The sequence below is a fragment of the Clavibacter michiganensis subsp. insidiosus genome (assembly GCF_002240565.1).
Lineage (GTDB): Bacteria > Actinomycetota > Actinomycetes > Actinomycetales > Microbacteriaceae > Clavibacter > Clavibacter insidiosus.
Map to the genome: position 1 here is coordinate 646,379 of NZ_MZMO01000001.1, position 15,720 is coordinate 662,098.

Sequence of the window (15,720 nt, forward strand, 5' to 3'; positions counted from 1 at the left end):
GTCGGGTCGTGCGGGGGAGGGATCAGGGCTGGGGCGCCGCCTTGGCCTTCTCCTGGTCGGCGGCGAGCGTGCCGAGGTACAGCTCGATGACCTTCGGGTCGTTCATGAGCTCGCGCCCGCGACCCTCGTACGCGTCCTTGCCCTGGTCGAGCACGTAGCCGCGGTCGCAGATCTGCAGGGCGCGCCGGGCGTTCTGCTCCACGATCATCACGGAGACGCCCGCGCGGTTGATCTGCGCCACGTTGATGAACGTCTCGTCCTGCCGCACGGGGGAGAGGCCGGCGCTCGGCTCGTCGAGGAGCAGCACCGTCGGATCCATCATGAGCGCGCGCGACATGGCGACCATCTGGCGCTCGCCGCCCGAGAGGGACCCGGCGCGCTGCTTCAGCCGCTTGCCGAGCTCCGGGAACAGGTCGGTGACGAACGCCAGCCGCTCCTTGTACATCTTGGGCTTCTGGTACGCGCCCATCTGGAGGTTCTCGTCGATCGTGAGCGTGGGGAACACGTTGTTGTTCTGCGGCACCATGCCCACTCCGCGGGAGACGAGCTTGTCGGCCTTGAGCCCGGTGATGTCCTGGCCGTTCAGCTCGATGCTGCCGCCGCGCACGTTCACCTGGCCGAAGATCGCCTTCAGCAGCGTCGACTTGCCGGCGCCGTTCGGGCCGATGATGCCCACGAGCTCGCCCTTGTCGACGTGCACGTTGCACCCGTTGAGGATGTTGACCCCGGGCAGGTAGCCCGCGTGGAGGTCGGTGGTCTGGAGGACCCGCTCTGCCGTCACTTGTCTGCCGCTTCCTTCTCGATCTCGCTCTTCACGAGGTCGGAGTCCATGTCCTTCGCCACCTCGCGCTGGCCCGAGAGGGTGCCGAGGTCGGTGTCGTGGTGGGCGCCGAGGTAGGCGTCGATGACGGCCGGGTCGCTCATCACGGTGGAGGGCGGGCCCTCGGCGACGATGCGGCCCTCGGCCATCACGACCACCCAGTCGGCGATCTCGTTGACCATGTGCATGTCGTGCTCGACGAACAGCACGGTCATGCCCTCGGTCTTGAGGTCGAGGATGTGGTGCAGCAGCGACTGCGTCAGCGCCGGGTTGACGCCGGCCATCGGCTCGTCGAGCATCACGAGGTCGGGCTTCGTCATGAGCGCGCGCGCCATCTCGAGGAGCTTGCGCTGACCGCCGGAGAGGCTGTCCGCGTAGTCCTCCTCCTTGGCGTCGAGCTTGAACTTCTTCAGGAGCCCGCGGGCGCGCTCCGTTATCTCATCCTCCTTCGTGCGCCAGAGGGGGCGGATCAGCGCGGAGAAGAAGTTCTCGCCGCCCTGGCCGGTGGCGCCGAGGCGCATGTTCTCCAGCACCGTCATGCCGCCGAGGGCCTTGGTGAGCTGGAAGGTGCGCACCATGCCGAGGCGAGCGACGCGGAACGCGCTCATCCCGGCGAGGTTCTTCCCCGAGAACTCCCACGTGCCGGTGTTCGGCTTGTCGAAGCCGGTCAGCAGGTTGAAGAACGTGGTCTTGCCGGCGCCGTTCGGGCCGATGAGGGCCGTGATGGAGCCGCGGGGGATCTCGAGGTGGTCGACGTCGACCGCCTTCAGTCCGCCGAACTGCCGGCTGACGCCGTGCGCGACGATGATGGGGTCCTTCTTGGCGCAGCCCGGACCGGCGTCGCCGTCGAGGATGGCCGAGACCGGGGTCTTGTCAGGCAAAGTGCGTCTCCTTCTTCTTCCCGAAGATGCCCTGTGGTCGGAAGATCACGAGCAGCATGAGCGCGACGCCCACGATGATGAAGCGGATCGGGCCCTGCTGGGTGCTCGAGATGGGCAGCCAGTCGTTCGTCACCGCGAGGCTGAGCAGGCCGTCCGAGAGCGACAGTGTGACCCAGAAGATGATCGAGCCGATGACCGGCCCGAAGATCGTGGCCGCGCCTCCCAGCAGCATGATCGTGTAGAGGAAGAACGTGAGCTGCGTGCCGTAGTTGTCGGGCTGCAGCGACCTCGGGAGGATGAAGACCACGCCCGCGAGCCCGCCGAACACGCCGCCGAGCACGAGCGCCTGCATCTTGTAGGAGTAGACGTTCTTGCCGAGCGCGCGGACCGCGTCCTCGTCCTCGCGCACGCCCTTCAGCACGCGGCCCCAGGGGCTGCGCATGAGGAGGAAGACCAGGAGGCAGGCGATGCCGACGAGGCCCCAGCCGACGATGCGGATCCACCACTGGTCGGCGGAGTAGGTGAGCACGCCCAGGCCGAAGCGGCCCTCGGGCAGCGGGTTGAGGTCGTTGAAGCCGGCCGCCGCGCCGTTGATGCCCTCGGAGCCGCCCGTGACGTCGGAGAACTCGGGCGTCTTGACGCTCAGCCGGATGATCTCGGCCGCCGCGATGGTCACGATGCTCAGGTAGTCCGCCCTCAATCGCAGGGTCGGGATGCCCAGGATCAGCGCGAACACCGTGGAGGCGACGATCGCCGCGAGGAGCGACGCCCAGACGGGCCAGTCGTACATGACCGCCGTGATGGCGAACGCGTAGCCGCCGATGGCCATGAAGCCGGCCTGGCCGAAGTTGAGCAGGCCCGTGAAGCCGAAGTGGATCACGAGGCCGACTGTCGCGAGCGCGTACGCCGCGGTGGTCGGCGAGAAGATCTCGCCGAGCGCCAGGAAGATGAAGTTGGAGTTCATGCGCGGCTAACCGATCCGATCTTTCCGACCCAGGATTCCCTGGGGCCTGATGAGCAGGATGACGATCATGACCACGAGCGCGGCCACGTACTTCATGTTCTCGGGCAGGACCATGGTGCTGACGTTGATGAAGACGCCGATCACGATCGAGCCGATGAGCGCGCCGAACGCCGTGCCGAGCCCGCCGAGGACGACGGCCGAGAAGACGAGCAGCAGGATGGACGCGCCCGTGTCCCAGCGCAGCGACTGGTAGTAGGCGATGAAGACGCCCGACAGGGCGGCGAGGGCCGCGCCGCCGATCCAGACCACGCGGATCACGCCCTCGACGTCGATGCCCGACGCCGCGGCGAGCGAGCGGTTGTCGGAGACGGCGCGGGTGGCCTTGCCGATCTTCGTGTAGAGCAGCACGTACGCGACCGCCAGGAGCAGCACGACCGAGACGACCGCGCCGGCGACGTCGGTGAACTTCAGGCTCACCGGCCCGACGACCAGGAACGGCGCCGGGCTGTTGGGGAGCGTCAGGCGGTCGGCGCCGAAGATGAACTGGAAGAGGTAGCGCAGGGCGAGGGACAGGCCGATGGTGACGATCATCAGCGGCACCAGCCCGAGGCGCCGCTTCCGCAGGGGCTTCCAGAGCGCCGCGTCCTGCGCGAACCCGAACGCCCCGCCGAGGATCACCGTGATGACGATCGCGAGCACCGGGTTCAGGCCGAGCACGTTGCTGAAGAGGTACGCCATGAGCGCGCCGACGGTGACCAGCTCGCCGTGCGCGAAGTTGTTGAGTCCCGTCGTGCCGTAGATGAGCGACAGGCCGATGGCCGCGAGGGCGAGCAGCAGGCCGAAGATCAGGCCCGTCACCACCTTGGGCCAGAAGATCTTCCAGAAGTTGTTCTGGGTGACGGCTTCCGCGGTGCCGGAGACCGCGCCGGTCTCGGTGTCCGGTGCGGCGGTCTCGCCGCCGGTGGAGGTGCCCGTGCCGGCACCGGCGCTGGCGCTCGGTGCGGGCGTGGATCCGGCCGCGCCTGCCGCCGCGCCGTCGGGCGAGAGGAAGAAGAAGGCGGGCACGTTCTTGTTGCCCGCGGCCACGTCGATCTCGCGGGGGCTCGAGCCCGCGCGGGGGACGCCCGCGCCCTCGGGGATCGTCGACGCGTCGACCTCGACCGTGAAGGAGCCCGGCGCGCTGAGGCCGACCTCGGCCTTGCCGTCCGCGCCGGTCGTGCCGGTGGCCTCGACGCCGCCGCCCGAGACCTTCACGGTGACGCCGGCGATGCCGGTCTTGTCGGCGTCCGCCCGGACCCACACGAGCAGGGACTGCTCGGCGGACGCCGGGTCGACCGCCTGCGGCGCCGCGCGGGGATCCGCGTGCGCAGCCGATGGGGCCGAGAGGAGAAGTGCGGTGCAGGCGAACGCCACCGCGAGAATCAGGGCCCACATGCGCTGCGCGCGTGCTCCGGCCGAACCAGTGGCTATCACTAGACCTCCATAGGGGGAGCCGTGCGAGGGGTAAGTCCGCACAGGCACCGCGACTACCGTCAGGACGACGTTGGTTGACAGTACGTGCTGATTATGTCCTGGATGTTTCGGGCGCGTACGGAGTGGAGGCGTGATATGCCGGGAATGCCGGTCGGTGCATCCCGTTAACATTGAGGCACCGGTTGCCGACGCGGTCCCCCGGGTACCCCATCCGCCTCTCATCCCCCTGGAGGGAACTTGGACCAGTCCGACCCGTTCGGCGTCATCGGCCTCACCTACGACGACGTCATGCTCCTTCCAGGGCACACCGACGTCATCCCGAGCGAGGCGGACACCACGTCCCGCCTCACGCGCAACATCAGCGTCGCCGCTCCGCTCCTCTCCTCCGCGATGGACACCGTCACCGAGGCCCGCATGGCCATCGCCATGGCGCGCCAGGGCGGGCTCGGGGTGATCCACCGCAACCTCTCCGTCGAGGACCAGGCCGCCTTCGTCGACAAGGTGAAGCGCAGCGAGTCGGGCATGATCACGAACCCGGTCACCACGCGTCCCGACGCGACGGTGGCCGAGGTGGACGCGCTCTGCGGCCAGTTCCGCGTCTCCGGCCTCCCGGTCGTCGAGCAGGACGGCACGCTCGTCGGCATCATCACGAACCGCGACATGCGCTTCGTGTCGCCGGTGCAGGCCGCCACCACGCTCGTGCGCGACGTCATGACGCGCACCCCGCTCATCACCGGCCGCGTCGGCATCGACCCCGACCACGCGATCGCGATCTTCGCGGAGCACAAGATCGAGAAGCTCCCGCTCGTGGACGAGGCGGGCAAGCTGCGCGGCCTCATCACCGTCAAGGACTTCGACAAGTCGGAGCAGTACCCGGACGCCACGAAGGACGCCGAGGGCCGCCTCCGCGTCGGCGCGGCCATCGGGTTCTTCGGCGACGCCTGGCAGCGCGCGCTCGCGCTCGTCGACGCGGGCGTCGACGTCATCGTCGTCGACACGGCCAACGGCGACAGCCAGGGCGTGCTCGACATCATCCGCCGCCTGAAGTCCGACCCCGCGACCTCGCACGTCGACGTCATCGGCGGCAACGTCGCCACCCGCTCGGGCGCGCAGGCGCTCATCGACGCGGGCGCGGACGCCATCAAGGTCGGCGTGGGGCCCGGGTCCATCTGCACCACGCGCGTCGTCGCCGGCGTCGGGGTGCCGCAGGTCACCGCGGTCTACGAGGCGTCGCTGGCCGCGCGCGCCGCGGGCATCCCCGTGATCGCCGACGGCGGCCTCCAGTACTCGGGCGACATCGCGAAGGCGCTCGTCGCCGGCGCCGACACGGTCATGCTCGGCAGCCTCCTCGCCGGCTGCGACGAGAGCCCCGGCGACCTCATGTTCGTGGGCGGCAAGCAGTTCAAGAGCTACCGGGGGATGGGGTCGCTCGGCGCCCTGCAGACCCGCGGCTCGAAGACCTCCTACTCGAAGGACCGCTACTTCCAGTCGGACGTCCCGAGCGACGACAAGCTCATCCCCGAGGGCATCGAGGGCCAGGTGCCCTACCGCGGATCCCTCGCGAACGTCGTGTACCAGCTCACCGGCGGCCTCCGGCAGTCGATGTTCTACGTGGGCGCGCGCACGGTCGGCGAGCTCAAGGACCGCGGGCGCTTCGTGCGCATCACGGCGGCCGGGCTCAAGGAGTCGCACCCGCACGACGTGCAGATGGTCGTCGAGGCGCCCAACTACCGGCGCTGATGCGGTGAGCCGCGCGTCTCCCGCGCGGTGACGACGAGGGGCCGGTGCCGTGCGCACCGGCTCCTCGTGCGTGCGGGCGCTCCCTCACAGGGCGCGGATCCGGACGCACGCCCGGCGGGTCGCGGCGCGACGCGTCCTCGGCGCCCGTCGCCCGCGACACTGCCCGCATGACACCGACCCCGCAGCCGTCCGCCGCCCCGACGCCCGTCGCCCCTCCGCTCGAGTCGGCGTCGCTCGGGCCGCCCGGGGTGGCGCTGATCCTCTCGGGCGCCTCGTCTGCGCCGCCCGCGGGGCGCATCGGCGAGGAGGAGCGCGCGGATGCGGCCGCCGTCGCCCGGGCGGAGGCGCGCGGCGAGCTGGTGCGGTTGCGGGCCGGGGTGCACGTTCGGCGCCCCGAGTGGGAGGCGGTGTCGGCGCGCGAACGGCACCTGCTGCGGATCCGCGCGCTCGCCCGCGTCGCGCTCGACCCGGTCGTGCTGGGCGGGGCGTCGGCGGCCGCCGTGCACGGGCTGCCGCGCCTCGACCCGTGGCCCGCGCTCGTGACGCTGCTCGAGGTGCCGGGGCTCCGGCCCGGTCGCCCCGCGGGCACGCGCGTCGTCCGCGATCCCTCGCACGGGCGGTCGCGTCTCGTGCTGGGGGCGGAGGGCGTTCGGCTGCCCGGGCTCGCGGCGACGGCGCTCGCCGCATCGCACGAGGCGGCGATGGCGGCGGTGCGGGGTGCCGCGCCGCGCGGCCCGGGGTGGTACGCGCACGGTCTGGTCGCGCTCGACCACGCGCTCGCGCCGACGCGCTCGTCGCCGGTGACACGCGCAGACCTCGATCGGGAGCGGGGGATCCGCGGGCCGGGGCCCTGGAGCCGGCGCGCGGAGCTGCTCGTCCGGGCAGCGGACGGCGCCGCACGCTGCCCGCTGGAGTCCGTCGCGCGCGGCGTCGCGCACGAGGTCGGGCTCGCCCCGCCCGCCGTGGGAGTGGCGGTCGGAGGCCATGGGCGGCTCGCGCTGGCCTGGGCGGTCGAGCGGGTGGGGGTCCGGATCGTCGGGGGGGGTCCGTGGGTCGCGTCGCGCCCGGGGCCGATGCCGACACCGTCCACGCCGGTCAGCGAGAGGCAGGCCGCTGGCGCGTGGTGGTCGCGGGGGAGGGGGACGTGCTGGGCGCGGGGCGGCTGCGCGCGCTCCTGCTGCACGCGGGCCTCGAGCCCGAGCGGCGCGCGGCGCATGCCCGCCCGGAGGCGACCGCGGATCCGGGCGACGGCCGGTCGCGCAGGAGCCCGCCGCTAGGCTGTGCGGGTGAGTGATGTAGAGATCGGCCGCGCCAAGCGGGCCCGCCGTGTGTACGCGTTCGACGACATCGCCATCGTCCCGTCCCGGCGCACGCGCGACCCGCAGGACGTCTCGGTCTCGTGGTCCATCGACGCGTACCAGTTCGAGATCCCGTTCCTCGCCGCGCCCATGGACTCGGTCGTCTCTCCGGCGACGGCCATCGCGATGGGGCGCTTCGGCGGCCTCGGCGTCCTCGACCTCGAGGGCCTCTGGACCCGGTACGAGCACCCCGAGCGCCTGCTCGAGGAGATCCGGTCGCTGCCGCCCGAGTCGGCCACCGCCCGCATGCAGCAGATCTACTCCGAGCCGATCAAGCCGGAGCTCATCACGGCGCGCATCGCGGAGATCCGCGCGGCCGGCGTCGTCGTCGCCGCGGCCCTCTCGCCCCAGCGCACCGCCGACCACTACGAGACCGTGGTCGCCGCCGGCGTCGACCTCTTCGTCATCCGCGGCACCACCGTCTCGGCCGAGCACGTCTCCAAGGGCGCGGCCCCGCTCAACCTCAAGAAGTTCATCTACGAGCTCGACGTCCCCGTCATCGTCGGCGGAGCGGCCACCTACACGGCCGCCCTGCACCTCATGCGCACGGGCGCGGCGGGCGTGCTCGTCGGCTTCGGCGGGGGAGCGGCGTCCACGACGCGCTCGACCCTCGGGATCCATGCGCCCATGGCCACGGCGCTCTCGGACGTCGCGGGAGCCCGCCGCGACTACATGGACGAGTCCGGCGGCCGCTACGTGCACGTCATTGCCGACGGCGGCCTCGGCAGCTCGGGCGACATCGTCAAGGCCATCGCGGTCGGCGCCGACGCGGTCATGCTCGGCTCCACGCTCGCCCGCGCCACGGACGCGCCCGGCCAGGGCTTCCACTGGGGCGCCGAGGCGCACCACTCCGAGCTGCCCCGCGGCCACCGCGTGCGCGTCGACCAGGTCGCGCCGCTCGAGCAGATCCTCTACGGCCCGTCCACCACGGCCGACGGCAGCGCCAACCTGGTCGGCGCCCTGCGCCGGGCCATGGCCACCACCGGCTACTCCGACCTCAAGGAGTTCCAGCGCGTCGAGGTCGTCGTCGCGCCGTACGGCAAGTAGTCCGCGCCGGCCACCCGGTCGGGCCCGTCCCGCGCCGAGCGGACCGGGAACATGCGGGGCGCGGCCCGCGTTGTGAACCACAGGAAGAGGGAGGTGCGCGCATGGCGGAGGTCCGTCGCGTCAAGCTGCCGGGTGTCGGCGTGCTGCACACCTTCATCACCGACGACGGGGGCAAGGTCGGCGTCATCGCCCACCGCTCCGGCCACAGCGACCTGATCACCTTCTCCGAGGAGCAGGACGGGCCCGACACCCAGAAGGTGTCGCTCCGCCTCAGCGAGGACGAGGCGCACACGCTGGCCGAGCTCCTCGGCGGCACGCGCATCACCGAGTCCCTCGACAAGCTCGACCAGATCCCGGGCCTCAGCATCGACTGGTTCACGGTCGACTACGACGACCACATCGCCGGCCAGGCGCTCGGCAACCTCGCATCGCGCGGCGTCGTCGGCCTCACCGTCGTGGCGGTCGTGCGCGGCGAGTCCGCGAACCCCGCGCCGTCCGACGACTTCACCGTCTATCCGGGCGACACGCTCGTCGTCGCCGGATCCCCCGAGAAGGTCGCCAAGGCCTTCGCGTTCTACCGGACGGGCGAGTTCCCGCACCGCCCCGCGCCCGGCTCCGCGCCGGACGGAGGGTAGCGGGTGCACCACGGCCTCGACCTCATCGTCCTCGGCCTGCTGTTCGTCCTCGCCTACGCGTTCGGCCAGCTCGGCAAGCGCATCGGCCTGCCCGCGATCCCCATCTACATGCTCGTCGGGCTCCTCGCGAGCCCGAGCGTCGACTGGTTCCCGCTCGACTTCGCGTCGGGCGACATCGAGCTCATCGCGGTCTTCGGCCTGATCCTCCTGCTCTTCAACCTCGGCCTGGAGTTCGACCAGGACGAGTTCTTCGGCAACGCCGGCAAGCTCATCATCTCGGGCGGCTCGTACGTGCTCATCAACATGGGCGTCGGGTTCGCGTTCGGGTTCGCCCTCGGCTGGGGCAGCCGCGAGGCCCTCATCATCGCGGGCATGACGGCGACGTCGTCGAGCGCCATCGTCACCAAGCTGCTCATCGAGCTGAACCGCCTGGCCAACGACGAGACGCCCATGATCCTGGGCGTCACCGTGGTCGAGGACATCTTCATCGCCGTCTACCTCGCCATCGTGTCCGTCGTGCTGAGCGGCGAGACCGAGCCGTGGGCGGTGGTCGGGCAGCTCGCGGTGTCGTTCGCCTTCCTCGTGGTGATGTTCACGGTCGCGCGCAAGGGCGGGGCGTTCGTCTCACGGTTCATGCGCACGCGCGACGTCGAGCTGTTCACCGTCCTGTTCTTCGGGCTCGCGATCCTGTTCGGCGGCATCGGCGAGGTGCTCGGCGTCACCGACGCGATCGGCGCCTTCCTCATCGGCCTCGTGCTCGGCGCGACGCGCGTGCGCAACCGCATCGAGCAGATCGCCATCCCGTTGCGCGACGTCTTCGGCGCGTTCTTCTTCCTCAACTTCGGCCTGGCGCTGGATCCCGGCGAGTTCCCCACCGTCGTCGTCCCGGTGCTCCTCGCCGTGCTCATGACGGTCGTGCTCAACATCATCGCCGGGCAGTTCGTCGCGTGGCTCAACGGGCACGGCGCGCAGGCCGGCATCAACGCGGCCTTCATCCTGCAGAACCGCGGCGAGTTCGCGCTCATCCTCGCGACTCTCTCGCTGTCGGCAGGGCTCGACGAGCGGATCCAGCCGTTCGCGGGCCTGTACGTGCTGGTGATGGCGATCATGGGGCCGCTCCTCGCCGCGAACTCGGTGCGCATCGGGACGGCCGTGCTGCCCACGCGGTACCGCTCGGCCACGAAGCGCGCGGCCGAGAAGGCCGAGCGCGACGCGGAGCGGGCCGGCGCGCTCGCCCTGTTCGAGGCGGCGGAGCGCGGCGCGCAGGTGCCCGGCGACGCCTACGACGACGGCTCGGCCGTGGCGGGATCGCGCCCGGGCATCGCGGCGCGCGGCACGCCGCCGGGCACCGGCCCCGAGGCCGAGGGCGCCGCCGCCGCTCGGCGGGGCACCGACGAGGACGCCACCGACGACGCGGGGTCCGCGCGGCCCACGCCCGACCGCCGAGCCGAGCAGGCCGGCCAGCAGTCCGACCACGACACCTGGACCCCACCCACCCGCGAACGGGAACCCGACTACTGATGACCCACGCACCCGACCCCCGCTCCGACGCCGTACCGCGTCCCGACGCCGCGACCGCGGGATCCGGCCCGGGCGGATCCGACGCCGCCGGCCCCACCGTCGGCCAGGTCGCCCGCCGCCCGCGCTCGCTCGCGCTGCTCGCGCTCGCGCTCGTCATCGCCGCGGGATTCGCGGCGCTCGGCCAGTGGCAGCTCGCGCGCGCGGTCGAGTCGGGCGTCGTCATCGAGCGCGACACCGAGACGGCCCTCCCGCTCGGCACGCTGGTCGAGCCGCAGGGCTACGTCACCGACACGTCCGCCGGCCACATGGTCACGGTCGCGGGCTCGCTCGTCCCCGGCGACTTCGTCGTCGTCTCGGACCGCCTCAACGCCAGCCGCACCGGCGCGTGGGTCGTCGGCCACCTCGCGATCACGGACGACGGCTCCGCGGATCCGGCGCCCGACGCGCTGCCCGCCAGCGTGCCGGTCGCGCTCGGCTGGACCGCGACCGACGACGAGGCGGCGGCCGTCGCGGCGCAGCTGGACGCGGGCGACGGATCCCCGACGGGGAGCCAGGAGATCGTCGGCCGCTTCCTCCCGAGCGAGCAGCCCGAGCCCGCGGGGGAGGGCCAGGACCCCCAGCGCATGACCCGGCTCAGCACGGCGGCGCTCGTCAACCTGTGGCCGGGCGACGTGGGCGACGTCTACAACGGCTTCATCGTCGCGTCGACCCCGATCGCCGGCCTCATGGCGATCGACTCCCCGCCGCCGAGCGAGGCCGTGCAGCTCAACTGGCTCAACATCTTCTACGCGGCCGAGTGGGCGGTCTTCGCGATCTTCGCGATCGTCATCTGGTACCGCACCGTCCGCGACACCTGGACCCGCGAGCAGCCCGGCTACCGCGAGGACGAGGACGACGACGAGGACGACGACGACCCGCTCCCCGAGGGGGGTCGCGACCACGCCGTCGGCGCTCCCCGGCGCGGGAGCCGCGCAGACGCCGACCGGTAGGATCCACGAATGGCCTACGGACTCAAGCGCTCCGACGTCCCGCAGATCCGGAGGGTCCTCGGCTTCTACCGCGTCATGGCGTTCATCACCGGCGCGTTCCTCCTCCTCCTCGTCGTGGAGATGGGCATCAAGTACCTGCCCGGCTTCCAGTTCGTCGACGGATCGCTGCAGTACCTCGCCGGCGCGGGCTACGAGCTCGAGCTGAACGGCCCGTCCGGGCTCCTCGCGCTCTCGCCCGCGGACACGCTCACGGGCACGAACCTGAGCCTCCTGATCCAGATCGTCCACGGCAACATCTACGTGGTCTACCTCATCAGCGACTTCCTGCTCTGGCAGAAGATGCGCTGGTCGTTCACCCGCTTCATCCTCATCGCCGCGGGCGGCGTGGTGCCGTTCCTCTCCTTCATCGTCGAGGCGCGCATCGCCCGCCGGGTGCGGGAGACCATCGCGGAGCTCGAGGCGCCCCGCCGGAAGGCCCCCGCCGCCGACGACCGCGACGACGCGGATCCCCGACCCATCGACCCGACCACCACCACGGAGGCCACCACTTGAGCGTCGACAACCCCACGAACCAGCGCCCCGTCCTCGTCGTCGACTTCGGCGCCCAGTACGCGCAGCTGATCGCCCGCCGCGTCCGCGAGGCCAACGTCTACTCGGAGATCGTGCCGTCCACGATCACCGCCGAGGAGATCCGCGCGAAGGACCCGTCCGGCATCGTCCTGAGCGGCGGCCCGTCCAGCGTCTACGAGGAGGGCTCGCCCGGCCTCGACGAGGGCATCCTCGACCTCGGCGTCCCCGTGCTCGGCATCTGCTACGGCTTCCAGGTCATGGCCCGCGCGCTGGGCGGCGAGGTCGCGCACACCGGTGCCCGCGAGTACGGATCCACCGCCGTCACGCTCACGCCCGGCAGCACCCTGCTCGACGGCCAGCCCGACGACCAGACCGTGTGGATGAGCCACGGCGACTCCGTGTCGAAGGCTCCCGCGGGCTTCGAGGTGCTCGCATCGAGCGCCTCCACGCCGGTCGCCGCGTTCGCGAGCGACGAGCGCCGCCTCTACGGCGTGCAGTGGCACCCCGAGGTCAAGCACTCCGCCCACGGCCAGGCCGTGCTCGAGAACTTCCTGCACCGCGCCGCGGGCATCCCCGGCGACTGGAACAGCGGCAACGTCATCGCCGAGCAGGTCGAGCGGATCCGTGCCCAGGTCGGCGACGCCCGCGTCATCTGCGGCCTCTCCGGCGGCGTCGACTCCGCGGTCGCCGCGGCCATCGTGCACCGCGCGGTCGGCGACCAGCTCACCTGCGTCTTCGTCGACCACGGCCTCCTCCGCCAGGACGAGCGCCGCCAGGTCGAGGAGGACTACGTGGCCGCCACGGGCGTCCGCCTCGTCACGGTCGACGCGGCCGACCAGTTCCTCGACGGCCTCGCGGGCGTCACGGATCCCGAGGCCAAGCGCAAGATCATCGGCCGCGAGTTCATCCGGTCGTTCGAGGGCGCCGCGGAGGCGCTCGTGCTCGAGGCGAAGGCCGACGGCGAGCCGATCCGCTTCCTCGTGCAGGGCACGCTCTACCCGGACGTGGTGGAGTCGGGCGGCGGCACGGGCACCGCGAACATCAAGAGCCACCACAACGTCGGCGGCCTCCCGGAGGACCTCAAGTTCGAGCTCGTCGAGCCGCTCCGCACGCTGTTCAAGGACGAGGTGCGCGCCATCGGCCGCGAGCTCGGCCTGCCCGAGGTCATCGTGGGCCGCCAGCCGTTCCCCGGCCCCGGCCTCGGGATCCGCATCGTCGGCGAGGTCACGGCCGAGCGACTCGAGCTGCTGCGCAAGGCCGACGCCATCGCCCGCGCCGAGCTCACGGCAGCGGGCCTCGACGGCGAGATCTGGCAGTGCCCCGTCGTGCTGCTCGCGGACGTCCGCTCGGTCGGCGTGCAGGGCGACGGCCGCACCTACGGGCACCCCATCGTGCTGCGCCCCGTGTCCAGCGAGGACGCGATGACCGCGGACTGGACCCGCCTCCCGTACGACGTGCTCGCGCGCATCTCGAACCGCATCACGAACGAGGTCGACGGGGTGAACCGCGTCGTGCTCGACGTCACGTCGAAGCCGCCGGGCACCATCGAGTGGGAGTGATCCTCCCGCCGGCGCCCCGGCGCTGACACGACGAAGGCCGCTCCCCTCGGGGAGCGGCCTTCGTCGTGCTGCCGGTCCGCGGTGCTGCGCCGCGGACCCGCTGTGGTGCTAGTTGTTGCCGCGCAGGATCGCGAAGAGGCGGAGCAGCTCGACGTACAGCCACACGATGGTGACCACGAGGCCGAACGCCGCGGTCCAGCCGTAGCGGCGCGGGGCGCCGGAGCGGACGCCGCGCTGGATGAAGTCGAAGTCGAGGACGAGGGAGTACGAGGCCAGCACGACCGCGAGCAGGCCCAAGACGACGCCGAGCGGGATGCCGAAGATCACGACGTCGCGCATGCCATACGGGCTCTGGATGGCGCCGAACGCGATGAGGGCGAAGTTCACCAGCGAGAACAGCGCGTATCCGATCATCGCGATCATGAAGATCTTGGTCGCCTTCGCGGACGCCCGGACCTTGCCGCTGCGGAACAGGATCAGCACGGTCGCGAAGACCGCGGCGGTGCCGAGCAGGGCCTGCGTGGCGACACCGGGCGCGATGCCCTCGAAGATGCGGGAGATGCCGCCGACGAGCAGCCCCTCGAACGCCGCGTAGGCGACGATGAGCGGGACGGACGGCTCCTTCTTGAAGGAGTTGACGAGGCCGAGCACGAGGCCGCCGATGGCGCCGAGCATGGCGAGGGGGAGGGCGAGCGGGCCGGAGAGCCACGCGACGGCGCCGAGGACGACGACGATCGCGAGCAGGCTGACCGTCTTGACGGTCGTGTCCTCGAAGGACATGCGGTCGGTCTCGAGCGGCGTCGCCGACGGGCGGTCATAGAGCTCGTCGAGGCTCTCCGGGGTCACATCCCTCGTGGGCGTCGCTCCCCGGCCGTTGAAGACCGGGTTGTTGGAGAACGTGGGGTTGGCCATGGTCCTTCTACTCTCAATGGTGGTTGAACGTGATTGACGACCAATTTAGCTGGCCAGGCTGGGAGACCACTCGCGTGGGCCGTGCATTTCCTCAGATGAGTACGCGCTCGCCGTCCACCCGGCGCCTGTAGCGTGCCCGGCGTGGATCACGCCCCTCGCCCTCGCCCCCTCGTCATCGCCCATCGCGGAGCCAGCGGCTACCGCCCCGAGCACGCCGCCGCCGCCGTGCGTCTCGGCTTCGCTCAGGGCGCGGACGCCGTCGAACCCGACCTCGTCGCCTCGTCCGACGGGGTGCTCGTCATCCGGCACGAGAACGAGCTGTCGGGCACGACCGACGTCGCCGACCGCCCGGAGTTCGCCGACCGCCGTGCCACGCGCGTCGTCGACGGCGTCGAGCGCACGGGCTGGTTCACCGAGGACATGACGTGGGCCGAGATCCGCACGCTGCGCTGCCGGGAGCGGATCCCCGCGGCCCGGCAGGACAGCGCTACCCACGACGACCAGGAGACCGTGCTCTCCCTGCCCGACCTGCTGCGGATCATCGACCAGGAGTCGGCACGCCACGGCCGCCCGCTCGGCATGGTCGCGGAGATCAAGCACGCCACGCACTTCGCCGCGCTCGGGATGCCGCTCGACGAGCTGCTCGCGCGCGACCTCCGCGAGCACGGCTGGGCGGAGGACGCCTCGCGCCTCACGATCGAGTCCTTCGAGCGGACCGCGCTCCTGGGCGTCCGGGCGCACGGCATCGCGGCGCGGCTGGTGTACCTCCTCGAGGGGCGCGGCGCGGCGATCGACGAGGTCGCGCGTCACGGCGACTCGGCCGTCACGTTCGAGGAGCAGCTGACCGACGCCGGGCTGGCGGCGCTCGCCGCCGAGGTGGACGGGATCAGCGTGGGCCTCGAGCGCATCTGCCCTGCCGCGGGATTCGGCGCTGGCTCCGGGTCGGGGTCTGGCTCCGGGTCTGGCTCCGGTTCGGGGTCTGGCTCCGTGGGCGAGGCAGCTCCCGTCTCCGACCTGGTCCGCCGCGCGCACGACGCCGGGCTCTCGGTCTTCACCTGGACGCTCCGTCCCGAGAACGCGTTCCTGCCCCGGCCCCTCCGCGGCCCCGGTCCGAAGTCCGCGCACGGCGACTTCCGCACGCACTGGGGACGGCTCCTCGACGCGGGCGTCGACGGCGTCTTCGCCGACCACCCGGATCTCGCGGTCCGGCTCGTGGAGGAGCGGGCGGCCGCCGTGGGGCGGTAGCGCGCG

At 71.8% G+C, this 15,720-nt stretch carries 14 protein-coding genes; 9 read left to right on the forward strand and 5 right to left on the reverse strand.

Going from position 1 to position 15,720, the window contains the following annotated elements; all coding sequences use genetic code 11:
- Positions 1–22: 22 nt before the first annotated feature.
- The 4 genes from B5P21_RS03475 to B5P21_RS03490 are packed head-to-tail and all read right to left on the reverse strand — an operon-like array spanning position 23 to position 4,099.
- On the reverse strand, positions 23–781 hold the full coding sequence (locus tag B5P21_RS03475; RefSeq protein ID WP_012039254.1) for an ABC transporter ATP-binding protein: 759 nt from the start codon (positions 779–781) through the stop codon (positions 23–25).
- A complete protein-coding gene (locus B5P21_RS03480; protein WP_045529570.1) occupies positions 778–1,701 on the reverse strand; it encodes an ABC transporter ATP-binding protein in 924 nt (307 codons plus the stop codon). Before B5P21_RS03480 ends, B5P21_RS03475 begins: the two co-directional genes overlap by 4 nt.
- Positions 1,694–2,665, reverse strand: coding sequence for a branched-chain amino acid ABC transporter permease (locus B5P21_RS03485; RefSeq protein ID WP_045529568.1), 972 nt, complete (start codon positions 2,663–2,665; stop codon positions 1,694–1,696). The genes B5P21_RS03480 and B5P21_RS03485 overlap by 8 nt, the downstream gene beginning before the upstream one ends.
- A gap of 6 nt (positions 2,666–2,671) precedes the next feature.
- Positions 2,672–4,099 carry an ABC transporter permease subunit gene (locus B5P21_RS03490; protein WP_094170765.1) on the reverse strand — a complete coding sequence of 476 codons (1,428 nt, stop codon included), beginning with the start codon at positions 4,097–4,099 and terminating at the stop codon, positions 2,672–2,674.
- A 276-nt stretch (positions 4,100–4,375) separates the two neighbouring features.
- On the opposite strand from B5P21_RS03490, the gene guaB reads away from it, so the two are divergent.
- From guaB to guaA, 8 genes are all read left to right on the forward strand, one after another.
- Positions 4,376–5,878 carry an IMP dehydrogenase gene (guaB, locus tag B5P21_RS03495; protein WP_094170766.1) on the forward strand — a complete coding sequence of 501 codons (1,503 nt, stop codon included), beginning with the start codon at positions 4,376–4,378 and terminating at the stop codon, positions 5,876–5,878.
- Between the two features lie 167 nt (positions 5,879–6,045).
- Entirely contained in the window at positions 6,046–7,155 is a 1,110-nt protein-coding gene (locus B5P21_RS03500; protein WP_246865240.1) for a hypothetical protein, read from the forward strand.
- Between the two features lie 9 nt (positions 7,156–7,164).
- A complete protein-coding gene (locus B5P21_RS03505; protein WP_012297979.1) occupies positions 7,165–8,283 on the forward strand; it encodes a GuaB3 family IMP dehydrogenase-related protein in 1,119 nt (372 codons plus the stop codon).
- 101 nt (positions 8,284–8,384) lie between these two features.
- Positions 8,385–8,918 carry a cation:proton antiporter regulatory subunit gene (locus B5P21_RS03510; RefSeq protein WP_012039247.1) on the forward strand — a complete coding sequence of 178 codons (534 nt, stop codon included), beginning with the start codon at positions 8,385–8,387 and terminating at the stop codon, positions 8,916–8,918.
- Positions 8,919–8,921: 3 nt separating this feature from the next.
- A complete protein-coding gene (locus tag B5P21_RS03515) occupies positions 8,922–10,439 on the forward strand; it encodes a cation:proton antiporter (RefSeq protein ID WP_094170767.1) in 1,518 nt (505 codons plus the stop codon).
- On the forward strand, positions 10,439–11,428 hold the full coding sequence (locus tag B5P21_RS03520; RefSeq protein WP_052663239.1) for an SURF1 family cytochrome oxidase biogenesis protein: 990 nt from the start codon (positions 10,439–10,441) through the stop codon (positions 11,426–11,428). Before B5P21_RS03515 ends, B5P21_RS03520 begins: the two co-directional genes overlap by 1 nt.
- A gap of 9 nt (positions 11,429–11,437) precedes the next feature.
- Positions 11,438–11,980: a DUF3817 domain-containing protein gene (locus B5P21_RS03525; RefSeq protein WP_045529562.1), complete on the forward strand. Its 543-nt coding sequence runs from the start codon at positions 11,438–11,440 to the stop codon at positions 11,978–11,980.
- Positions 11,977–13,557, forward strand: coding sequence for a glutamine-hydrolyzing GMP synthase (gene guaA, locus B5P21_RS03530; protein ID WP_045529560.1), 1,581 nt, complete (start codon positions 11,977–11,979; stop codon positions 13,555–13,557). Before B5P21_RS03525 ends, guaA begins: the two co-directional genes overlap by 4 nt.
- Before the next feature lie 108 nt (positions 13,558–13,665).
- Here guaA and B5P21_RS03535 read toward each other — a convergent pair whose 3' ends face one another.
- Positions 13,666–14,469, reverse strand: coding sequence for a Bax inhibitor-1/YccA family protein (locus B5P21_RS03535; protein ID WP_045529558.1), 804 nt, complete (start codon positions 14,467–14,469; stop codon positions 13,666–13,668).
- Between the two features lie 132 nt (positions 14,470–14,601).
- Between B5P21_RS03535 and B5P21_RS03540 the strand changes: the two genes are divergently transcribed.
- A complete protein-coding gene (locus B5P21_RS03540) occupies positions 14,602–15,714 on the forward strand; it encodes a glycerophosphodiester phosphodiesterase family protein (RefSeq protein WP_045529557.1) in 1,113 nt (370 codons plus the stop codon).
- Positions 15,715–15,720: the final 6 nt, after the last annotated feature.